Below are 21480 nucleotides of genomic sequence, written 5' to 3'. Positions count from 1 at the left end.
GTTGATGCTGCGGCTGCAATCGTCCGGGACACCGGGCGACACATCACCATGCAAGACAAATACTCCCCGTCCGACGTTGAACAGCAAGCGCAGCAACACTGGCACGCCCAAGATGCCTATCGCGTGACCGAACACGCGCGCGCCGCTGATGGCTCGGACAAGCCCAAGTTCTATGCCTGCTCGATGCTGCCGTATCCGTCGGGCAAGCTGCACATGGGCCACGTGCGCAACTACACGATCAATGACGTGATGACGCGTCAGCTGCGCATGAAGGGGTACAACGTGCTGATGCCGATGGGCTGGGACGCCTTCGGCATGCCGGCGGAAAACGCGGCGCTCAACAACGGCGTGGCCCCGGCTGCCTGGACCTACGACAACATCGCGTACATGAAGAAGCAGATGCAGTCGATGGGCCTGGCGATCGACTGGTCGCGCGAGGTTGCCACCTGCAACCCCGATTACTACCGCTGGAACCAGTGGCTGTTCCTGAAGATGCTCGAAAAGGGCATCGCCTACCGCAAGACCGGCACCGTCAACTGGGACCCGGTCGACCAGACCGTGCTTGCCAACGAGCAGGTGATCGACGGGCGCGGCTGGCGCTCGGGCGCGGTGGTGGAAAAGCGCGAGATCCCGATGTACTACCTGCGCATCACCGAGTATGCGGAGGAACTGCTGTCCGACCTGAACCCGCTGGGCTGGCCGGAGCGCGTCAAGCTGATGCAGCAGAACTGGATCGGCAAGAGCGAAGGCGTGCGCTTTGCGTTCCCGCACAGCATTCCCGGTGATGACGGCAAGGTGATCAACGACGGCAAGCTGTACGTCTTCACCACGCGCGCCGACACCATCATGGGTGTCACCTTCTGCGCCGTGGCCGCCGAGCACCCGATCGCCACGCACGCCGCGCAGACCAACCCCGCACTCGCCGCGTTCATCGACGAATGCAAGCACGGCAGCGTCATGGAAGCCGACATGGCGACCATGGAAAAGAAGGGCGTGCCGACCGGCCTCACCGTTACGCACCCGATCACGGGCGAATCCGTGCCGGTGTGGGTCGGCAACTACGTGTTGATGACCTACGGCGACGGCGCCGTGATGGGCGTGCCCGCGCACGATGAGCGCGACTTCGCTTTCGCCAACAAGTACAACCTGCCGATCAAGCAAGTGGTCGACGTGAAGGGCCAGCCCTACGACACGACGACCTGGGCTGAGTGGTACGGTGACAAGGAACACGGCGTACTGGTCAACAGTGGCAAGTACGACGGCCTGAACTACAAGCAAGCCGTCGATGCCGTGGCCGCTGACGTGGCCGCCAAGGACCTCGGCGAGAAGAAGACCACCTGGCGCCTGCGCGATTGGGGCATCTCGCGCCAGCGCTACTGGGGCACGCCGATCCCGCTGATCCACTGCGACAGCTGCGGCGTCGTGCCGGTGCCCGAGCAAGACCTGCCGGTGCGCCTGCCCGAAGACCTCGTGCCGGACGGCACGGGTAACCCGCTCGCCAAGGACCCGCGCTTCCTCGAATGCACGTGCCCGTCGTGCGGCAAGCCCGCGCGCCGCGAGACCGACACGATGGATACCTTCATCGATTCGTGCTGGTACTACATGCGCTACACGTGCCCGGACGGCGCAACGATGGTCGACGCCCGCAACGATTACTGGATGCCGATGGACCAGTACATCGGCGGCATCGAGCACGCGATCCTGCACCTGCTGTACGCACGCTTTTGGACCAAGGTCATGCGTGACCTGGGCCTGGTCAAGTTCGACGAGCCGTTCACCAACCTGCTCACGCAGGGCATGGTGCTCAACGAGACGTATTACCGCGAAGACGCATCGGGCAAGAAGCAGTGGATCAACCCGGCGGATGTCGACGTGCAGACTGACGAACGTGGCCGCCCGGTCGGTGCCACGCTCAAGGCCGACGGTCAGCCGGTGGTGATCGGCGGTGTGGAGAAGATGTCGAAGTCGAAGAACAACGGCATCGATCCGCAAGCTCTGATCGACCAGTACGGTGCCGACACCGCGCGCCTGTTCACGATGTTCGCCGCGCCGCCCGAGCAGCAGCTCGAATGGAACGATGCGGGTGTGGAGGGCGCCTCGCGCTTCCTGCGCCGCCTGTGGAACTTCGGTGTGGCACATGGCGATGCCATCCGCGCGGGTCACGGCAATGGTGTCGTCGCTGGCACAACGGATGCCGACCGCGCGCTGCGCCGCGAGCTGTACACCGTGCTCAAGCAAGCCAATTACGACTACGAGCGCCTGCAGTACAACACCGTCGTCTCGGCGACGATGAAGATGCTCAACGCGCTGGAAGGCGCCAAGGACGCCGGCGCCGATGCGCGCCGCGAAGGCCTCGGCATTCTGCTGCGCGTGCTGTACCCGGTGGTGCCGCACATCACGCACGTGCTGTGGGCGGAACTGGGTTATGCCGGCGCGTATGGCGATCTGCTCGACGCCCCGTGGCCGCAGGTCGACGAAAGCGCGCTGGTGCAGAGCGAGATCGAGCTTGTGCTGCAGGTCAACGGCAAAGTGCGCGGCAGCATCGTGGTGCCGGCCGATGCCGACCGCGCCGCCATCGAGGCCATCGCCGCCAAGGATGAAGCGGTCCAGAAATTTGCCGAAGGCAAGCCGCCCAAGAAGATTATCGTGGTGCCCGGCCGTCTGGTGAACGTGGTGGCCTGAGCGTTGCTCGCCACCTCACTCAAGGAACGCATGGTTATGTCGTTGTCCCGCAGTTTGTCCCGCCGTCGATTTGGTCGCGCTGTCATTGCCCTGGCGGTTGCGCTGCCGGCGCTGTCTGCCTGCGGCTTCCACATCCGCGGGAATACCGACTTCGCCTTCAAGCGGCTGTACATCAGCCTGCCGCAGAACTCGCAGATGCGCGCACAGCTGCGTCGGCTGATCGACAACGGCTCCGACACCGTTATCGTGTCGGACAAGAAAGACGCCGATGCGCTGCTCGATGTACTGGCCGAAGACCGCGTGAAGACTATCTCGTCGCTCACGCCGCAGGGCGTGGTGCGCGAGTACCGCATCACGTATCGCTTCCGCTTCCAGCTGCGCGATGCGAAAGACAACCTGCTGATTCCGCCGTCGGAGATTACGCAGTTCCGCGACCTGTCGTACAACGAGACGCAGGTGCTGGCCAAGGACTACGAAGAGGCCGCGCTCTACCGCGATATGCAGGGCGACACGATCAACCAGCTCGTGCGGCGACTGGGCGCCGTGAAGCTGCCGTCGTAAGCGGCGCGCACCAGGTCATGCAACTGCGGCTCGACGCGCTCGAAGGACACCTCAAACAGGCCAGTACCAAGGGCTTGGCGCCGTTGTATGTGGTGCACGGTGACGAGCACCTGCTTGTGCTGGAGGCCGTTGACGCACTGCGCCAGGCCGCGCGTGCCCAGGGTTTCACCGAGCGTGATGTGATGAGCGTCGAACGCGGCTTCTCGTGGTCGCGCGTGACGGAGGCGCAGCAGTCGATGTCGCTGTTCGGCGACCGCAAGATCGTTGAGCTGCGCATTCCGTCGGGCAAGCCTGGCAAGGATGGCGGAGAAGCCTTGCGCGCATTAGCGGCGGGCACACCGTCCGGCCCTGCGACCGACACCATCACGCTGATCACGCTGCCGCGCCTGGACTTTGCCACCGCCAAGTCGGCGTGGTTCGCGGCGCTGGAAGGCGCGGGCGTGTCGATCAAGGTCGATTCGGTGGACCGCACCAAGTTGCCCAGCTGGATCGGCGAGCGTCTCGCCCGTCAGCAGCAACGCGTGGAACCCGGCGAGCCCGGCCGACGCGCGCTGCAATTCATTGCCGATCGCGTGGAAGGCAACCTGCTGGCTGCGCACCAGGAAATCCAGAAGCTCGGCCTGCTGCATCCGCCGGGCGTGCTGACGTTCGACGATGTGCACGATGCGGTGCTCAACGTGGCGCGCTATGACGTGTTCAAGCTGTCTGAAGCCATGCTGGCCGGCGATGTGCCGCGCCTCGTGCGCATGCTCGAAGGCCTTCGCGGCGAGGGCGAGGCCACGGTGCTGGTGCTCTGGACGTTGACCGAAGAAATTCGCGTATTATCAAAAATCGCCTCGGGCATGGCCCAAGGCAAGCCAGCGGCGTCGATGCTGCGTGAGCTGCGGGTCTGGGGCGCACGCGAGCGGCTGGTGCCGCAGGCGGCGCAGCGGCTGTCGCAGCGTGAACTGGAAGGCGCGCTCGCCATGGCGGCCAAGCTGGACCGGCAGGTCAAGGGCTTGCGAGAGCCATCGCTACCGGCTGAGCCGTGGGATGGCTTGCTGCAACTGGCGATGCGCATCGCGCGGCCGGGCAGCCTTCCGGTTCCAGCATAGTCCGCGCGATTGGCGGCAAAGCCATCCGAATAGTCCTCACATTGAATTTGCCGGCAGCTCGCCGGCCGCGATCATCATGAAGCAGCTCGACGTGAACGAATACATGGCCCTGGTCGGCCGTCAGGCGCGCGCCGCCTCGCGCGGCATGGCCCGCGCCGGCACCGCGCAGAAGAACCGTGCGCTGCTGCACATCGCCGCCGCCATCCGCCGCGATGCCGCCAAGCTCAAAGAGATCAACGCCCGCGATGTCGAACGCGCCCGTGCCAACGGCCAGGACGCCGCCTTCATCGACCGCCTCACGCTTACCGACCGCGCCATCGACACCATGGCCGCGGGCCTGGAACAGATCGCCGCGCTGGCGGACCCGATCGGCGAGATCAGCAACATGAAGTTCCGCCCGACCGGCATCCAGGTCGGTCAGATGCGCGTGCCGCTGGGCGTGATCGGCATCATCTATGAGTCGCGTCCGAACGTGACGGTGGATGCTGCGGCGCTGTGCATCAAATCAGGTAACGCGACCATCCTGCGCGGCGGTTCGGAAGCCATTGAGTCGAATGGCGCGCTGGCGACACTGATCGAAGAGGGTCTGGCCGATGCCGGCCTGCCAGCCAATGCTGTGCAGGTGATTGCTACCACCGATCGCGCGGCTGTCGGCAAGCTCATCACCATGACGGAGTACGTCGACGTGATCGTGCCACGCGGCGGCAAGAGCCTGATCGCCCGCCTGATGGAAGAAGCGCGCGTGCCGATGATCAAGCACCTGGACGGCATCTGCCACGTCTACATCGACGTCGATGCCGATATCGAAAAGGCCGTGCGCGTGTGCGACAACGCCAAGACGCAACGCTACGCGCCGTGCAACACGATGGAAACGCTGCTGGTCTCGCGCGACATCGCTGCGCGGGCGCTGCCGCCGCTGGTCAAGATTTATCAGGAGAAGGGCGTTGAGCTGCGCGTCTGCCCCGCAACGCGCACCACGCTGGAAGCCGCCGGCTTCGGCAACCTGAAAGACGCCGTCGAAGCCGACTGGCACACCGAATACCTCGCGCCGATCCTGTCGATCCGCATGGTGGACGGCCTGGACACCGCCATCGAGCACATCAACACCTATGGCTCGGCGCACACCGATTCCATCATCACCGAGAACTACTCGACCGGCATGCGCTTCCTGCGCGAGGTCGATTCGGCCAGCGTGATGATCAACGCGTCCACGCGCTTTGCCGACGGTTTCGAGTACGGCCTGGGCGCCGAGATCGGCATCTCCAACGACAAGCTGCACGCGCGTGGGCCGGTCGGGCTGGAGGGGCTGACCTCGCTCAAGTACGTCGTGTTCGGGCACGGCGAGATTCGCACCTGATACCTACTGCGCGCCGCCACGAGCGGCGCGCGATGTTTTCATCGATCGCTTTTTCACGGGATTCACGGGACTTTTCGCATGCTCTGGGTCAAAGCCTTTCACATCGTCTTTGTCGCATCGTGGTTTGCTGGCTTGTTCTACCTGCCGCGCATCTTCGTCAACCTGGCGATGGAAACCGAGCGCGCGGCCATCACGCGCCTGCTGATCATGGCGCGCAAGCTGTTCCGCTTCACCACCATGCTGGCGATCATCGCGATCCTGCTGGGCTTGTGGCTGCTCTTCGGCTACCGCATCGGCCTGACGCCGCCCAATGGCTGGATGCACGCCAAGCTTGCACTCGTGCTGGTGACGATCGGTTACCACCATGGCTGCGGCGTCCTGCTGCGCAATTTCGAGGCGGGTGCCAACAAGCGCTCGCACACCTTCTACCGCTGGTTCAATGAACTGCCGGTGCTGTTGTTGTTGGCGATCACGATCCTGGTGGTCGTGAAGCCGTTCTGATTTTCTTGGTTTTCTGATGGCAACTGCATACTTCGCGCCGTGCCCCCGCGGGCTGGAACAAGCGCTGGCCGATGAACTGGCCGAAATCTCGATCCGCCCCGAGGTGGATGAGCTGGCCGCGTTCGAGGTTGGCCGCACCGTGCCGGGCGGCGTGCACTTCTTCGGTACGCAGGGCGCGGCGTATGCCGTCAACCTGCACAGCCGCATCGCCAGCCGGGTGCTGATGCGTTTGGCTTCGCGCGGGTATCGCTCGGAAGACGACATCTACGCGCTGGCTGCCGCGCAGCGCTGGGAAGATTACTTCACGCCGGACGAGATGATCCGCGTGGATGTGACCGCGCACAAATCGCCGCTGCAAAGCCTCAAGTTCGTCGGCCTGCGCGTGAAGGACGGCGTCTGTGACCGATTCCGCCAGCGCACCGGTGCGCGCCCCAGCGTCGACACCGTCTCGCCCGACGTGCGCATCTACGCGTACCTGACCGAGACCGATTGCACGATCTACCTCGATACCACCGGTGAGCCGCTCTTCAAGCGCGGCTGGCGTGAAGAGAAGGGCGAGGCGCCGCTAAAGGAAAACCTCGCGGCGGGCATCCTGCGCCTGACCGGCTGGACTGGCGCGCACGGTATGCCGTTCTATGACCCGATGTGCGGCAGCGGCACGTTCCTTGTCGAAGCTGCGCAGCGTGCCTTGGGTATTGCACCCGGCGGCAAGCGAGCCTTCGCCTGCGAGTGGTTGATTGACCACGACGCCAAATGCTTCAAGCGCCTGCGCGAAGCGGCTGCCGATGCGGCGGCAGCATCCATGCGCCGTGCGCCGCCGTTGGTGGCGGGCGCCGACATCTCCACCGACATGCTGGCTTATGCCAAGGCCAACTGGCAGCGTGCCGGTCTGCCCGGCGAGCCGCTGCTCAAGCAGGTCGATGCGCGCTTCGGCAAGCCGCCGTTTGAGGCCGCCGGCGTGTTGCTGATGAACCCGCCGTACGGTGAGCGTATCGCCGTGCGTGGTGCCCAAGGTTCGCGCCGCCGCCGACCGGAAGGCGAAGGAGAGGATGACGGCACCGTGTTCGAGCGCGCCAGCCGTGCGATGGGCGCCCCGCGCGACGATGGTCGCCGCCCGATGCGCGAGCAGCGCCAGCCTGAGCCGCCGCCCCCGATCGATCCAGAGGAAGAGGCCAAGGCCAACGAATTCGCGCAGGCCTTTGCGGGCACGCTCAAGCGCGAGTTCTCCGGCTGGAAGGCGTTCGTCTTTACCGGCGATCTTTCGATACCACGCCGCATGCGGCTGAAAGAATCGCAGCGCACGCCGCTCTATAACGGCAACATCGAATGCCGCCTGTTCCGCTTCGATATGGTGAAGGGGGGGATGCGCGATCGCCCGGCCCGCGATACGGCTTCGGGTTCCGAAAACGACAACGCCGACGCATAAGCATCGGCGTTGTGCGAAAGGCCGCTGGCAGAATCAGGCGGCCTGCTGATTCTCCTGGAAGTGTTCCATCCAACCCGCCAACTGGTCTGGCGTGAGTTGCGTCAGGTGATCAACCAAGCGCAGCTTGACGGTGGTGCCGTCGCGCTCGGCCTTGATCGACCAGCCTTTGCCGTCAAGCCACAGCAGGAAGGCCAACCACTTGGCATGCGCTTCCGACACCTTGTGCGTTGACGCAGTCTCCAGAAATTCCGTCAGCGTGGTGAGGTCGATGACGGCTGCCGCATCACCGCCAGCCGGCGAGACCTTGCCTTGCAGCACTTCGGTCAACACGTCCAATGCCTGCGTGGCGGGTGTGCTGTCGAACCGTGACGACAGGTCTTGATAAATCTGCCGCACCGCGTGGCTCAACTCACCGGTGCGCAGGCTTTCTTCGCTGACGAGTTCGGTGTAATCCTTGACCGCCCAGTCCGGTTGCTCCACGGCGTGCAGCCCGACGGCCGCCGCTGCGTGCAGGTAATCGTTGACAGCGCTGAACGATGGCAGCCCGGACACCGCCAGATACAGCGTCTGCAGCGCGCCGATGCGATGCGTGAGCGTTTGGCTCTGGCGCACGGTCATCTTCTCGCGCAGCAGGGCATCACGCTCGCGGCGCAGGTCGGAAAATTCCAGCGCTTGCTTCAGTTCCACGCGCAGTGCAGTGATGTCCCACGGCTTCTTGATGTAGCGATGAATCTGCCCTTGGTTGACAGCCTCCACCGTGTCTTCGATTTCCGAGTACGCGGTGGTCAGGATGCGCACCAGGTGCGGATAGCGCTCGCGCGCATAGCGCAGCAGTTCGTTGCCGAGTTCACCGGGCATGCGCTGGTCCGACACGAGCACGCCCAGCGTGGCGGCGTGCTGGTCAAGCATGCGCTTGCCTTCTTCAACCGAGGTGGCGGTGACGACCGGCGCCAGTGAACCGATGGCACGGCCGAAGTAAGTCAGCGCCAATGTCTCGTCGTCCACGTACAGGATCTTGGGCGGGGTTGTGGGCGTGTGGCCCCCGGGATTGGTCATCCATCACTCCTCATAGCAAATGCAGTCAATACGCGGATCAGGTGCAGCGTGGTTCGTCTTGTTGATGGGGTCATGGGAACGTCAGAGTCACGCGCGTGCCTGCGCTGGGTGCGGAGTCAATTGCGATCGCTCCCCCGAACGATTGCATGATCCGCGTACAAAAAATCATGCCCATGCCGTTGCCGCCTTCTTCGGCGCGCGTCGTCACAGGGTCGATGGTCAGCCGCTTGAGGACATCCGGGTCGATGCCGGGGCCGTTGTCTTCAATGCGGATCATGTGGCGGATGCCGCTGGCTTCCGGCGCGTTGCTGGCGACGATCTCCAGGCGCGGCAACGGCGTGCGCCGTAGCGCGTGCAGCGCATTGCTCGTCAGCGACGACAGCACCAGCATCACGCAGTTGGGCAGCGTGGCGATCGGGAAATCCTGCTCTACGCGGTACGACACCCATTCACGCTGCGCGCTGGTGAACGGGTACGTGTCAAACAGCGAGCGGATCAACCCGCTGGCGCTGTTGGGCGTGGCCGCCGTGCCGGGCTTGCCGTAGGTGTTGCGCACTGAATTCAGGAACGTGGCGATCACCGACAGGCAGTAGCGCGCATTTTCCTGCACGCGGTCAGCCGCACGGCCGATCTCCGGCAGGGCTTCCGGCACGAACTCGGTCTGGTCCACGCGCATGCGGATGCCACGCGCAAAGTTGGAGATGGCCGCCAGTGGCGTGTTCAGTTCGTGCGCGAGAAAGGCGAGGGTCTCGTCGATCGCCATCAGGCGCTGCGTGCGCAGCAGGCGGTCCTGGCGCAGCGCCAATGCTTCCTGCAGCGAGCGTCGTACGTCTTCCGGCTTGTAGGGTTTCTCCAGGATCTTGAACACGCGGCCTGTGTTGACCGCCTGGATCAGCAGATCCTTGTCGGCATACGCGGTGACGAGGATGGTGGCGATGTCGCCGTACTCCGCATCAATGAAGCGCAGCAATTCCGTGCCGTTGCCGCCGGGCATGCGGAAGTCCGTCAGCACCACGCTGATGCGCTCGTGTGCGTCGTGCAGCACCGCCTTGGCTTCCTCTACGCTGTTGGCCGTCAGCACCTCGTAGCCGTCGCCGATGGTGCGCGCGAACCACTTGCAGGCTTGCAGCTCGTCGTCGACGTAGAGGATGGTGACGGTGTCCGGCGTGATGTCCATGATGCGTCCTACTCCGAGCGCGGCAGATCGAACGTGAAGCGTGCCCATTCGCCTTCCTGGCTCGTCACGGCAAGCGTGCCGCCATGGCGTTGGATCACGCTGTAGCTGATCGACAGGCCCAGCCCCAGCCCCTTGCCGACTTCGCGCGTGGTGAAGAACGGTTCAAACACGCGCGAGAGATTCTTCTCGGAGATGCCCGGACCGTTGTCCGTTACAACCACGTGCAGCCGGTCGTTGATCCATTCGGCTGCAATTTCGATGCGTGGGTTTTCGCGCTGCACCTTGTGCATGGCCAGTGCCGCGTTCGACAGCAGGTTGATCAGCACGCCGATGATGGCTGCTTCGTCACCACGCACCAGCGTATCGGGCGGCAGCCTGCGCTCGACCGCCACACCGCGCAGTTCATGACTCGTCAGGCGGATGGCCGAATCGATGGCCTTCTCTGCCAGGAAGGGCGAATCGGCTTCGCCTTTCTCGGGGCTGCGGTAGGCGAAGGTCTTCAGGTCCGACACGATATGTTGCACGCGCTGCATGCCTTCCTTGGCGTCGGCCAGGCATTCGAGCAGCATGGGGCTGTCTTTGGCGGTCGGGTCTTCCTGCGCCACGGAAATTGCCATCAGGCAGAAGTTGACCGGGTTGTTGATCTCGTGCAGCAGGCCAGCAGACAGCGTGCCGATGGCGGCCATCTTCTCCTGCTGCAGGAGCTGGCCCTTGATTTCGGTGAGATTCTGGTTTGTCAGGGCGAGTTGCTGGTTCTTCTGTGCGACTTCTTCCTTGAGCCGGAACAATTGAAAGCGGCCGAGTTCATTGAAGTAGGTGAATACGGAACTGGATATGACTGAAAAGAACAGGAGTAGCGCGTAGACGATGAACGTGTCGATTGAATGGATGCCGCCTGCGTGCATGACACAGGCGATGATCCAGATGACGTACGTGAACGCGCCGAACGCCACCGTCTGGATAAACCCCACGGGCATCACGATACCAACGGCAAAGATCGCCAGATTCAATCCCGCGTAGTACAACGACTCAGCACCATCGGTGTACCAGATCATCCAGGCAATCATGATCTGCGGTAGCGATAGCCACAGCAACGTCAAGGCCGGAACATGTGGCTTGCCCCATCGCGTGGGCATGCAAAACATGATGAGCAAGATCAGCAGCGAGACGACGCCACGCACCGCGCCGAAAAGGACTTGGTGCTGTGGATACAGGCCGTAATCGAGCCCGACGCCCAGCAGTACGAGCACGATGCCGGTGATGGCGCCGGCACGGCTGAACGACAGGCGCAGATCGGAGAGTTCCTGCTGATAGCCCTGATAGCTGATGGCAGTCATTGCACGTTCTCAAACCATGGCGGTCATATCGGCTTGGGCAAACACGTTAACGCCGGTCGTGTCGGTGGAGATGTGTGCCTGCTCGAAACCCGGTGGCAGCATGTTTGTCATGCGCTCTTCGTCACGGTAGACCAGATACCACTCCAATAGGTGTTCCATGCCAAGCCTTTCCGGGTTGCTGCTGTGTACATTGGTGGCGAGCACTTTGCCGCCCACGCGCGTGCGGGCGGCAAAGTACGCCAGCAGCCGATTGCACACTTTGTCAGAAAGGTAGTCAAAGAGGCCGGCGCAATACACTGCGTCGCAGTTGTGTAGCGACTCGGTCTTAAGCGTGGGTCGCTTAATCAGTTCGTGTACGGATTGATGGACGAATTGAGCGGAGAGTGTCGTGCCCGCTTTCACGGCTGCCGCGCTGAGTTGGTCCTTCGCGTAGTCCAGTGTCTCCTGGCTAAAGTCGATCAGCTCGAACTCAAGCAGGTGCGGCTCATCGAACTCGCGCAGGAAGCGTTGGATTTCCACCGCGGGCCCACAGCCAAGGTTCATGACGCGATACGGGCGCCCCTCGGCCTTGGCCTTGATCGCGAGTTGTTTGAGGAAGTCGACCAGGATGTCGATGCGATTCCGGTGCGCTTGAGCCACCAGCGATTTCAAGAACGTCACGTTCACGATCTGGAAATAGGTGCTCGGACCCTCCTGTGGGTCGCCCAGAATCTGGTTGACCATTTCATAGTCACCGGCGTAGCCCAGCGGCTTGGTGAAGGTCCGATGCACGAACGGTGAACGCAGTAGCAGCGGATGCAGCGCAGTCTGCGCGTAGGCGCGGTGGGCGGGTGCCAGGCCGGCTTCGACTTCAGCGGCTTCCGCCTCCAGGATGTCCAGGTAGTGCTTGACCCGGAGCATGACCGGTTCGGCTAGTTCCATGAAGACATCGGAGCGCAGCTTATTGTCTTCGCGCGGCAAAGTCTTAGACAGATCCACCTGCTCCACCCAGCGCGCGACTTCCGCCAGGAAGGCCCGCATCTCATTGACGACGATCTGATATTCGCGCCGGATGCGGAAGCGTTCTTGCCAATCCCGCACGAACGTTCGCGCTTCTTCGCCGACGGAGGTGGGCGTGTCGGCCACTTCCGACAGCTCGCGCCATTCGTCGATCAGCGTGAGCGAGGCGACAGCGGTCAGGCCGGTGTTGACCAGGCTGATCACCACCGCCTTGCCGAGGTAGACCTGACGTGTACCGATCTTGATCGCCAGGTCGGAGAGGACCTCGCTCACCTGCACGATCGAGTACGGGTTGTAGATCTCCATCACCAGGGCGCGCCGCTGCAACGTGATGATGGTGCCGCGGACCTGCTGACCCTGGGAGTTGCGGAAGCTGACTGCCGGATCGATTTGGTTGGGTGAGTACACGGTGCGAATTTGCCGGAGACTTCAGGGAAAACGTCTGCCAAGCGGGACGCTCACTCCAACCACCGCGCGTCCGGGCCCGTACTGCAATGTCGGGCACAACGAACACAGCACCACCACAGCGATAGACCGCCGGGCATGCCGTCGCATCAGTCGTGAAAGCGTGCTTGAAGCCGTCCGCTGGCCGCGCCTACCGCGCATCGGCCCGGGCGTCTCTCGCCCAAACCCGCTTCGAGAAGATCAGAAAAGGCGACCTGCCATTGCGAAAGCGATCAGGCTTGCGCAACCGCAGATCAACAGCGTGGCAACGGGAATCGTGCGACCGCAAACAGACTGGAACGATGCACTCCCCTGACATCCGCGACACGCGCTGAATTGGCGCGCGGCCCGCTGCTGCATCCCAAATCGTCTCTCAAGGAGAATCCCGCACAGTAATACTTTCGGAGCGCCGTACCGTAGATTGCCTGCCGACGCTCTCGCATCGCCATGATGCCGCAGCACTGCCATGCATGCATCAAGGCGATTGCACCGGCGCATGCTCTGACGTCATGGATGCCGGATGACTCAAATGATTGTACTTGCCCAACATGGCCCACACAATGTGGATTGCCGCAGTGCAGCGCAACTCAGAATGTGGCGTTTTCAGCGCGGCTTGCGGCCGGTGAGCGCGTCCGGATCCTGCTTGTAGTTGGCAAGGAACTGGGTATAGCTGTAGACCTGTGCAGGCAGCAGATGGCTGGGCATGTCGAACAGCGCGTAGTAGTACGGTTCGCGTCCCTGGCATACCTCGGCGGGCAAGCAGTACTCCTTCCAATCTACGCAGGCTGGTGTGTACATACCGTCGCCGGGCCAGAAGAACGGGACGATCTGCTTGTCGTGCAAGCCTTTGAGCAGTTCGTCGGGCGCGTTGTAGGCCTCGGCGTTTTCCAGGTGCGTGAGCATGCTCGCGTTGGTCTCGATGACCATGAGCGTGGCACGCCCATCAGCGGTAAGCAGCAGCACACCGGCCGGATGCGGGTACAGGTAATACTCGATGAAGCGGTAGCGCGCAGACAGTTCGCGCACGAGCTGCATGACCGCCGGGTCCGACAGAAAACTGAACGAGTGGCGCGACAGCAACTCGCGTAGCGTGCTCGACAGTCGGCTGAAGTAGCGCATCTGCAGCGCTTCGATTTCCGCACCCAGGCGCTCGGCCATGGCCGGGTGATCCTTCTTGATGTAGCGGTCGATCAGCCCGTCGTTGAAACCCTGCACGGCGATGTTCTCGTCGGCCATACCGGTCAGCAGGATCGTCATGCACGGCAGCTCTTTGAGCTTGGCGCAAAACTCCAGCCCGTTCATGCGCGGCATGGAGTAGTCCACCACGATCACCGACGGCTGCAGAAACCGATTCACCTCGTGGATCTGGCGGTAGACGCGGTCGACGTCGAGCTGGATGGTGCGGCGCTCGCTGGAGAACGTCAGATCGTCGTGCGTCACGCGCACCGGCAGGAAGCCCGGCATGCGCAGCGAATGCCACTGGCGCAGCCACGCCAGCGCCTCATCCGGATCGTTGAAGGCTAGCATTGCCCGCGACGGATCCATCTGGAACCCAAGGCTTTCCACGAATGACTGGCTGTCGTCGACCACCACAGTCAGGGTCGGGTGGAAATAGACCGGCAGCGCGCTGTCCTGTTGCATACGTCGGGTGGCTGGAAAGAAGGCCGAAAAAGGGGATAGAAGGGCAAAAGAGGCGGCGCTGGCCGGTGTGGCCTGCGCTGCCCGTTAGCACTAAGTTACTGCCTGCCGTCACCGGGGGCAAGCGGAACAGGGGTGGACTGCTGCCGCAAACTAAGGGTGGGTTGACGGCCGTCAGTGCACCGCCTTAGTCCACAGATTTCACCATATCTTCCACCACCTTCTTGGCATCGCCGAACACCATCATCGTCTTGTCCATGTAGAACAGCTCGTTGTCGAGCCCGGCGTAGCCGGCGTTCATCGAGCGCTTGTTCACGATGATGGTCTTGGCCTTGTAGGCCTCCAGGATGGGCATGCCGGCAATGGGCGACTTGGGGTCGTTCTTGGCCGCCGGGTTGACCACGTCGTTGGCGCCCAGCACCAGTACCACGTCGGCCTGGCCGAATTCACCGTTGATGTCTTCCATCTCGAAGACCTGGTCGTACGGCACCTCGGCCTCGGCCAGCAGCACATTCATGTGGCCCGGCATGCGGCCGGCGACGGGGTGGATGGCGTACTTGACCGTCACGCCTTTGTCCGTCAGCTTTTCGGTCAGTTCCTTCAGGGCGTGCTGCGCGCGTGCTACGGCCAAGCCGTAGCCGGGGACGATGATGACCGTCTCCGCGTTGCCCATGAGGAAGGCGGCATCATCCGGCGAGCCCGATTTGACCGGGCGTTGCTGCCCGCCACCACCGGCCGCTGCACCAGCGGAAGCCTCCGAGCCGAAGCCACCCAGGATCACGTTGAAGAACGACCGGTTCATCGCCTTGCACATGATGTAAGACAGAATGGCACCGGACGAACCCACCAGCGAACCCGCGATGATCAGCATCGGGTTGTTGAGCGAGAAGCCGATGCCTGCCGCCGCCCAACCCGAGTACGAGTTCAGCATCGACACCACCACCGGCATGTCTGCCCCGCCGATCGGGATGATGATCAGCACGCCCAACACGAAGGCGATGGCCGTCATGATGACGAACGGCAACCAGTTCTGCGTCAGGAAGAACAGGATGCCGAAACCCAGCATGGCCACCGCCAGCAGCAGGTTCAGCATGTGCTGGCCGGCAAACTGCACCGGCGCACCCTGGAACAGACGGAACTTGTATTTGCCCGACAGCTTGCCGAAGGCGATCACCGAACCGGAGAACGTGATGGCGCCCACGAACGTGCCGATGAACAGCTCTACACGGTTGCCCAGCGGCAGCACGTTGTCACCAGCCATGGTGATGCCGAATGCATCGGGCTCGGCGACGGCCGCCGTGGCAATACACACTGCCGCCAGGCCAATCAGCGAGTGCATGGCGGCCACCAGTTCGGGCATCTTGGTCATCTCGACCGTGCGCGCCACGTAAGCACCAATGCCGCCGCCGACCACCAGGCCCGCGAAGATCAGGATGAAGCCCGTGGATGCGCCGCTCTCGGTGCCGGCAAACACTTCGGCCTTGAGTTTGTAGATGAGCGCGACGGTCGTGACGGCGGCAATCGCCATGCCCGTCATGCCGAACGCGTTGCCGCGCCGCGCCGTGGTGGGGTGCGAAAGCCCCTTGAGCGCCTGGATGAAGCAGACCGACGCCAGCAGGTACAGCAGGGTGACGAGGTTCATGCTCATTGCTTGGCTCCCTCGGTCTGCCCAGCCTTGGCCTTGGGCTCCTTCTTCTTGAACATCTCAAGCATGCGCTGGGTGACCAGGAAGCCGCCAAACACGTTGACTGCTGCCAGTGCCACCGCCACCACGCCCATGGTGCGGCCCAGCCCAGTCTGCGTCAGGCCCGCCGCCAGCATCGCGCCGACGATGATGATGGCCGAGATGGCGTTGGTCACGGCCATCAGCGGCGTATGCAATGCCGGCGTGACCGTCCAGACCACGTGGTAGCCGACGTAGATCGCCAGCACGAAGATGATCAGGTTGATCACCGTGTGATTGACCAGCTCCATTTGGGTGCTCCTCCTCGCTTCTTGGTCGATATGCAGTGCAGCCCCGCGTTGGTTTTTCTGCGGGGCCGTATCTGCGCGTCAGGTTTCCTTGATGGCCTTGATCTTGTTGCCTTCGCCCAGCAGCACGACCTTCGGCTTGTAGCTGGCGATTTCTTCCTCGGTCATCGGCGCGTAGGTGCAGATGATGAGCAGGTCACCCACGTGGGCACGGCGTGCAGCGGCGCCATTCAGCGAGATTTCACCCGAGCCGCGCTTGCCCTTGATGATGTAGGTGGAGAAGCGCTCGCCGTTGTTGACGTTGTACAGCTCGATCTTTTCGTACTCGCGCATGTCGGCGGCGTCGAGGAGGTCCTCGTCGATGCCACACGAGCCTTCGTAGTCCAGATCAGCCTGGGTGACCGTCGCGCGGTGCAGCTTGGCGCGAAGCATGTTGCGTTGCATGAAGCTTTCCTTGAAACAAAAATGAAATCGCCACATGCGGCCCTGGGCGGGTGGTGCTGTTGCACATACCCGCCGGGCCGCTGTCTCCACTGTTATTTGGCGGTGCTCGTGGCAGCGGGAGCACGCACCACCTGGCCGGCCTGACTGAGCAGGCAGGCGGCCACGATGTCGTCTTCGCGGTTGATGGCGAGGCCACCATCCTTGTCGATGATGAGCTTGAGGAAATCCAGCACGTTGCGCGCATAGAGGGCGGAGGCATCGGCCGCCACCATCGACGCGAGGTTGGTGTAGCCCACCAGCGTGACGCCGTGTTTGACGACCACGCGATCGGCTTCCGTCAGCGGGCAGTTGCCGCCTTGCGTGGCGGCCAAGTCGACCACCACCGAGCCCGGCTTCATGGCCTGCACGGTGGCTTCGGACAGCAGCGTCGGCGCGCGACGGCCCGGGATCAGCGCGGTGGTGATGACGATGTCGGCCTGGCTTGCGCGCGTGTGCACGAGTTCAGCCTGGCGGCGCATCCAGTCGGGCGGCATCGGACGGGCATAGCCGCCCACGCCTTGCGCAATCTCACGTTCTTCGTCCGTCAGGAACGGCACGTCGAGGAATTTGGCACCCAGCGATTCGATCTGCTCCTTCACGGCGGGGCGCACGTCCGATGCCTCAATCACCGCACCCAGGCGTTTGGCCGTGGCAATCGCCTGCAAGCCCGCCACACCAGCGCCGAGGATCAGCACGCGCGCGGCCTTCACCGTGCCGGCGGCGGTCATCAGCATCGGCATGAAGCGCTGGTAGTGGTTTGCGGCCACCATCACGGCCTTGTAACCGGCAATGTTGGCTTGGGAGGAGAGCACGTCCATGCTTTGCGCGCGCGTGGTGCGCGGCGCGGCTTCCAGCGCGAAGGCGGTGACGTTGGCCGCGGCCAGGCGCGCGGTGTTCTCGTCGTCAAACGGGTTGAGCATGCCGACCAGCACGGCGCCGGCTTGCATCTGCGCAAGCTCCGCAGGTTCCGGTGAGCGCACCTTGAGCACGATCTGTGCGCCCAGTGCCTCGGCAGCGGTGCCGATCTTGGCGCCGACAGCCACGTAGGCCTCGTCGGGCTGCGCGGCCGCCACACCGGCGCCGGATTGCACCGTCACCTGATGGCCTTGCGCCACGTACTTCTTGATCGTCTCCGGGGTCGCGGCAACGCGCGTCTCGTCCGCCCGCGTCTCCTGCGGGATGCCGATGTGCATCGTGTTCTCCTCGTTGTGGTGCGCGCGGTGAAGAAGGGCGCGCTTTGATCGGTTTTGTTGAACGATGTGCAGCTTACCCGAAGTTTTTGGCCGGCGGACCAGCCTTAGCACTGACCTTAAAAATGAGAATTTGCTGAGTAACAGGCCGCACGCCCCGAAAACTTTGTTGCAACAGAGTTGCAACTCCGATACGGTGAGCGTTTTTCACGGTTCGATTGTTGCCATGCAGCGTAGACGTTCAACGGTCCGTCCGCATCTGAGGTGGAGTTTGGTTGGAATGGCCTTGTGCGGTGCGTCAAAAATGGCCGGCGCCGAGGTCGCCCCAACGTTTGCGCTGGAAGAGGCCGTCGTGCGCGGCCAGGCAGGGGAACGTTTGCGGGCACGCCGCGCCAGCTCCGCTACGCTGACGGACACCCCGCTCAAGGACGTGCCCCAATCTGTTGGCGTGGTGACACGCGAGGCGCTCGACGATTTCGGGGCGGTGCGCCTGGACACCGCGCTCGACTGGGTCAGCGGCATCAGCCGGCAGAACAACCTGGGTGGCATGGCCGACAACTTTGCCATCCGCGGGTTTGCCGGCGACATCAATACGGGCGCCGACTACCTCGTCAACGGCTTCTCGGCCAACCGGGCGAACAACGTGCCGGTGGATGCCATCAACATTGCGCGCATCGATGTGCTTAAGGGGCCGTCGGCGGCGCTGTACGGGCGCAGTGACCCGGGCGGCATCGTGAACATCGTGACGCGTACGCCGCAGTTCAAGCCGTCGCGTGAGATCACGCTGGCGGTGGGCAACCACGATCAATACCGGCTGGCGACGGAACTGACCGGGCCGCTGTCCGAGCGCTTTGCCTACCGCCTGGGTGTGGCGGCGGAGAGCAACCACAGCTTTCGCGATTTTTCGTCGAGCCGGCGCTATGTGATCGCGCCGTCGTTCACGTGGCTGGCGGCGGACGATACGGTGGTGACGTATGCGTTTGAAGCGGCGCAACGGAAGGCGCCGTTCGACCGGGGCATCGTTGCCGTCAACAAGCAGTTGGGTGCGCTGCCCAATTCGCGCTTTCTGGGCGAGCCGGGGGATGGCGATACGACGGTGCGCACGCAAAGCCATCAACTGACTGTCGAGCATCAACTCAACGACGGCTGGAAGCTGAACGCGGGGCTGTCGTACCGGACGTCGGAGCTGTTCGGCAAATCGTCGGACGCGTCGCGCTTGCTGGCCGACGGCCGCACGTTGTGGCGCCAGGCGCGTGCGCGTGATTACCACGCCAACGATCTGGCTGGCCGCGTCGACGTGCAGGGCGATGTGCATACCGGTGCGATCAAGCACACGCTGGTGGCCGGTGCCGATTTCTACAACTTCCGCTACGACCCGGTGATGTACCGCGCCAACCCGAGCGCCTCGGCGCCGTATGCGATCGACATCTTCAACCCGGTCTACGGACAACCACGACCGGCCCTGCGGCCGAGCATCAGCACGCGCGAAACCCAGCGCGGCTTTGGCGCGTTCGTGCAAGACCAGATCACGCTGACGCCGCAATGGAAGCTGCTGGCCGGCGTGCGCATGGACCGCTTCCTGCAGCATGCCGACAACCGCCTGACGGGCGAGAGCGTCTCGCAACAGCAGACGGCGTACAGCCCGCGCTTGGGGCTGGTCTATCAGCCGACGCAGACGCTGTCGCTCTACGCCAATACCTCGCGCTCGTTCCGGCCGAACACCGGCACGGGTGCGCAGGGCAACGCGTTTGCGCCGGAGCGCGGGCGTGGCTATGAGGTCGGCGCCAAGCTGGAGACCGCCGACGGCAAGTTCGGCGGCACGCTGGCGGTGTATTCCATCGACAAGACCAATGTGCTGACGGGCGATCCGCGTGACCCGACGTTCCAGCGCACGGCCGGTGCGGTGCGCAGCCGTGGTGTGGAGCTGGATGTATCGGGCCAAATGACAGCCAACTTCAAGGTGATGGGCTCATACGCCTACACCGATGCCACGGTGACGGCCGATACGGTGCTGCCGGCGGGGGCGCCGTTGTCCAACATTCCGCGCCACAGCGCGAGCGTGCTCGGCCTGTATGAGTTCGGTGCCGGAGCGCTCGGCCGGGCAGGTGCGGGCGGTGGCGTGGTCTACGTGGGCGAGCGCGCCGGCAACAGCGTCGACAACGGCTTCAAGCTGCCCGCCTACACCACCGTACGCCTGCATGGCTACGTGCAGCCGACGCGCGCGCTGCGTCTGTCGCTCACCGTCGACAACCTGTTCGACAAGCGCTATTACGCCAGCTCGTACAACGAACTGTGGGTCGCGCCCGGCGCCGAGCGGCAGGTGACACTGGCCGCGACGTACAAGTTCTGAGTATGGGGACGCAGCCTGCTCGCGCGTTTTCCCGTGTCGCCGCCATCGATCTGCTGCGCGGGTGGGTGATGGTGCTGATGGTGGTCGACCATCTGCGCGAGTTCTTCTTCCTGCATGCGCAGGTGGTGGACCCGGTCGATCTGGCGGTCACCTCGCCAGCCTTGGCGCTGACACGGTTTGCGAGCCATCCGTGCGCGCCGGTGTTTGTGTTCCTGGCGGGCATGTCGGCATGGCTGTCGGGGCAGAAGCAGGGTGGCGACCGGCGCGTGATTGCGGCGCATCTTCTCAAGCGCGGGTTGTTCCTCGTCATGCTGGAGGTGACGGTCGTCAACTTTGCGTGGACGTTCACGTTCCCGCCCACCACGCTGTACCTGCAGGTGATCTGGGCGATCGGCTTGTCGATGATCTCGTTGGCGGGGTTGATCTGGCTGCCGCGCGGCGCGCTGCTGGCGGTGTCGCTGGCGATCGTCGCGGGGCACAACCTGTTGACGGGCGTGTATGTCGCGCCTGATTCACCGTGGCACACGCTATGGGCTGTCCTGCATCAGCGGGATTGGATTGTGTTGGCGGATGGTTTGCGATTGCGCACGTCGTATCCGGTGCTGGCATGGATTGGCGTGATCGGGCTCGGGTATGTGTTTGCGCCGGTGTATGCGCAGCGTTCGCCCGAGGCACGGCGTACGTTGTGTCTGGCGCTGGGCGCCGCCTGTCTTGCCGGGTTTGCCGTGCTGCGCCTGATGAATGGCTATGGCGAACCGAAGCCCTGGACCGCTTACCCAGATGCGCTGACGACGGCAGTGTCGTTCCTGAACCTGACCAAGTACCCACCGTCGCTGGGCTTTCTGCTGGCAACGCTGGGCCTTGGCCTGTGTGCGCTGGCATGGCTGGACCGGTTGCCCGTGCGCGTTGCCACTGTGCTGCAAACGCTGGGTAGCGCGCCGATGTTCTTCTACTTGCTGCATCTGTATGTGCTGCACATCGTCTATCTGCTGGCGCTGCAGATGGCTGGCGCCAACCAGGGCGCGCGTTTCGGCTTTGACGCCGTCTGGCAGCTGTGGGCAGTCTGGCTACCCACCATCGCGCTGCTGTATTGGCCGACACGCTCGTTTGCCAACCTGCGCCGCACGGGCCGCTACCCCTGGATGCGCTATTTGTGATGCCCCCGCCATCCCAAGCGGACACGGCCTTGCGCGGCTACAATAACGCCTTGTTTT

General features: G+C 63.5%; 17 protein-coding genes. 8 read left to right on the top strand and 9 right to left on the bottom strand.

What is annotated here, in order from left to right; all coding sequences use genetic code 11:
- Positions 1 to 48 precede the first annotated feature (48 nt).
- The 6 genes from leuS to F7R11_RS16045 all read left to right on the top strand — a co-directional run bounded on the left by leuS (position 49) and on the right by F7R11_RS16045 (position 7621).
- Positions 49 to 2682, top strand: a complete 2634-nt coding sequence (gene leuS / locus F7R11_RS16070) for a leucine--tRNA ligase (protein ID WP_064805110.1) — start codon at positions 49 to 51, stop codon at positions 2680 to 2682.
- A 36-nt stretch (positions 2683 to 2718) separates the two neighbouring features.
- Positions 2719 to 3243 carry an LPS-assembly lipoprotein LptE gene (locus tag F7R11_RS16065; protein ID WP_021195999.1) on the top strand — a complete coding sequence of 175 codons (525 nt, stop codon included), beginning with the start codon at positions 2719 to 2721 and terminating at the stop codon, positions 3241 to 3243.
- A 17-nt stretch (positions 3244 to 3260) separates the two neighbouring features.
- Positions 3261 to 4337, top strand: a complete 1077-nt coding sequence (holA, locus tag F7R11_RS16060; protein ID WP_064805108.1) for a DNA polymerase III subunit delta — start codon at positions 3261 to 3263, stop codon at positions 4335 to 4337.
- 76 nt (positions 4338 to 4413) lie between these two features.
- Entirely contained in the window at positions 4414 to 5694 is a 1281-nt protein-coding gene (locus F7R11_RS16055) for a glutamate-5-semialdehyde dehydrogenase (protein WP_064805106.1), read from the top strand.
- A gap of 78 nt (positions 5695 to 5772) precedes the next feature.
- On the top strand, positions 5773 to 6195 hold the full coding sequence (locus F7R11_RS16050) for a CopD family protein (RefSeq protein ID WP_064805103.1): 423 nt from the start codon (positions 5773 to 5775) through the stop codon (positions 6193 to 6195).
- 16 nt (positions 6196 to 6211) lie between these two features.
- Positions 6212 to 7621, top strand: coding sequence for a THUMP domain-containing class I SAM-dependent RNA methyltransferase (locus F7R11_RS16045; protein WP_064805101.1), 1410 nt, complete (start codon positions 6212 to 6214; stop codon positions 7619 to 7621).
- Between the two features lie 33 nt (positions 7622 to 7654).
- On the opposite strand, the gene F7R11_RS16040 is transcribed toward F7R11_RS16045, so the two are convergent.
- The 9 genes from F7R11_RS16040 to F7R11_RS16000 form a co-directional block, all read right to left on the bottom strand.
- On the bottom strand, positions 7655 to 8677 hold the full coding sequence (locus F7R11_RS16040) for a response regulator (protein WP_064805099.1): 1023 nt from the start codon (positions 8675 to 8677) through the stop codon (positions 7655 to 7657).
- Between the two features lie 70 nt (positions 8678 to 8747).
- Positions 8748 to 9854 carry a two-component system hybrid sensor histidine kinase/response regulator PhcR gene (gene phcR / locus F7R11_RS16035; RefSeq protein ID WP_064805097.1) on the bottom strand — a complete coding sequence of 369 codons (1107 nt, stop codon included), beginning with the start codon at positions 9852 to 9854 and terminating at the stop codon, positions 8748 to 8750.
- A gap of 8 nt (positions 9855 to 9862) precedes the next feature.
- Complete coding sequence (gene phcS, locus F7R11_RS16030; protein ID WP_064805095.1) at positions 9863 to 11191, bottom strand: two-component system sensor histidine kinase PhcS; 1329 nt, start codon at positions 11189 to 11191, stop codon at positions 9863 to 9865.
- A 9-nt stretch (positions 11192 to 11200) separates the two neighbouring features.
- On the bottom strand, positions 11201 to 12598 hold the full coding sequence (locus F7R11_RS16025; RefSeq protein ID WP_021195991.1) for a class I SAM-dependent methyltransferase: 1398 nt from the start codon (positions 12596 to 12598) through the stop codon (positions 11201 to 11203).
- A 639-nt stretch (positions 12599 to 13237) separates the two neighbouring features.
- Complete coding sequence (locus F7R11_RS16020) at positions 13238 to 14275, bottom strand: response regulator (RefSeq protein ID WP_021195990.1); 1038 nt, start codon at positions 14273 to 14275, stop codon at positions 13238 to 13240.
- Positions 14276 to 14459: 184 nt separating this feature from the next.
- Positions 14460 to 15920 (bottom strand): NAD(P)(+) transhydrogenase (Re/Si-specific) subunit beta, encoded by a 1461-nt coding sequence (locus tag F7R11_RS16015; RefSeq protein WP_064805093.1) that lies wholly within the window; start codon positions 15918 to 15920, stop codon positions 14460 to 14462.
- Positions 15917 to 16246: an NAD(P) transhydrogenase subunit alpha part 2 gene (locus F7R11_RS16010; protein WP_021195988.1), complete on the bottom strand. Its 330-nt coding sequence runs from the start codon at positions 16244 to 16246 to the stop codon at positions 15917 to 15919. Before F7R11_RS16010 ends, F7R11_RS16015 begins: the two co-directional genes overlap by 4 nt.
- A 78-nt stretch (positions 16247 to 16324) precedes the next feature.
- Entirely contained in the window at positions 16325 to 16687 is a 363-nt protein-coding gene (gene panD / locus F7R11_RS16005) for an aspartate 1-decarboxylase (protein ID WP_021195987.1), read from the bottom strand.
- 92 nt (positions 16688 to 16779) lie between these two features.
- Entirely contained in the window at positions 16780 to 17919 is a 1140-nt protein-coding gene (locus F7R11_RS16000; protein WP_064805090.1) for a Re/Si-specific NAD(P)(+) transhydrogenase subunit alpha, read from the bottom strand.
- A 277-nt stretch (positions 17920 to 18196) separates the two neighbouring features.
- Here F7R11_RS16000 and F7R11_RS15995 point away from each other — a divergent pair, with 277 nt between their 5' ends.
- Together F7R11_RS15995 and F7R11_RS15990 are read left to right on the top strand one after the other, a co-directional pair.
- Positions 18197 to 20266 (top strand): TonB-dependent siderophore receptor, encoded by a 2070-nt coding sequence (locus F7R11_RS15995; protein ID WP_064805088.1) that lies wholly within the window; start codon positions 18197 to 18199, stop codon positions 20264 to 20266.
- A 2-nt stretch (positions 20267 to 20268) separates the two neighbouring features.
- Positions 20269 to 21423, top strand: coding sequence for an acetyltransferase domain-containing protein (locus F7R11_RS15990; protein WP_064805086.1), 1155 nt, complete (start codon positions 20269 to 20271; stop codon positions 21421 to 21423).
- The last annotated feature ends 57 nt before the right edge of the window (positions 21424 to 21480 follow it).

Source organism: Ralstonia insidiosa (assembly GCF_008801405.1).
Taxonomy (GTDB): Bacteria; Pseudomonadota; Gammaproteobacteria; order Burkholderiales; family Burkholderiaceae; genus Ralstonia; species Ralstonia insidiosa.
The sequence above is the reverse complement of the archived record's forward strand: the minus strand, read 5'-3'. Positions and strand labels throughout refer to the sequence as shown.

Bases quoted from the DNA above. Each gene is read 5' to 3' on its own strand.
- leuS (WP_064805110.1), top strand. From the start codon at position 49: ATGCAAGACAAATACTCCCCGTCCGACGTTGAACAGCAAGCGCAGCAA.
- F7R11_RS16065 (WP_021195999.1), top strand. From the start codon at position 2,719: ATGTCGTTGTCCCGCAGTTTGTCCCGCCGTCGATTTGGTCGCGCTGTC.
- holA (WP_064805108.1), top strand. From the start codon at position 3,261: ATGCAACTGCGGCTCGACGCGCTCGAAGGACACCTCAAACAGGCCAGT.
- F7R11_RS16055 (WP_064805106.1), top strand. From the start codon at position 4,414: ATGAAGCAGCTCGACGTGAACGAATACATGGCCCTGGTCGGCCGTCAG.
- F7R11_RS16050 (WP_064805103.1), top strand. From the start codon at position 5,773: ATGCTCTGGGTCAAAGCCTTTCACATCGTCTTTGTCGCATCGTGGTTT.
- F7R11_RS16045 (WP_064805101.1), top strand. From the start codon at position 6,212: ATGGCAACTGCATACTTCGCGCCGTGCCCCCGCGGGCTGGAACAAGCG.
- F7R11_RS16040 (WP_064805099.1), bottom strand. From the start codon at position 8,677: ATGACCAATCCCGGGGGCCACACGCCCACAACCCCGCCCAAGATCCTG.
- phcR (WP_064805097.1), bottom strand. From the start codon at position 9,854: ATGGACATCACGCCGGACACCGTCACCATCCTCTACGTCGACGACGAG.
- phcS (WP_064805095.1), bottom strand. From the start codon at position 11,191: ATGACTGCCATCAGCTATCAGGGCTATCAGCAGGAACTCTCCGATCTG.
- F7R11_RS16020 (WP_021195990.1), bottom strand. From the start codon at position 14,275: ATGCAACAGGACAGCGCGCTGCCGGTCTATTTCCACCCGACCCTGACT.
- F7R11_RS16015 (WP_064805093.1), bottom strand. From the start codon at position 15,920: ATGAGCATGAACCTCGTCACCCTGCTGTACCTGCTGGCGTCGGTCTGC.
- F7R11_RS16010 (WP_021195988.1), bottom strand. From the start codon at position 16,246: ATGGAGCTGGTCAATCACACGGTGATCAACCTGATCATCTTCGTGCTG.
- panD (WP_021195987.1), bottom strand. From the start codon at position 16,687: ATGCAACGCAACATGCTTCGCGCCAAGCTGCACCGCGCGACGGTCACC.
- F7R11_RS16000 (WP_064805090.1), bottom strand. From the start codon at position 17,919: ATGCACATCGGCATCCCGCAGGAGACGCGGGCGGACGAGACGCGCGTT.
- F7R11_RS15995 (WP_064805088.1), top strand. From the start codon at position 18,197: ATGGCCTTGTGCGGTGCGTCAAAAATGGCCGGCGCCGAGGTCGCCCCA.
- F7R11_RS15990 (WP_064805086.1), top strand. From the start codon at position 20,269: ATGGGGACGCAGCCTGCTCGCGCGTTTTCCCGTGTCGCCGCCATCGAT.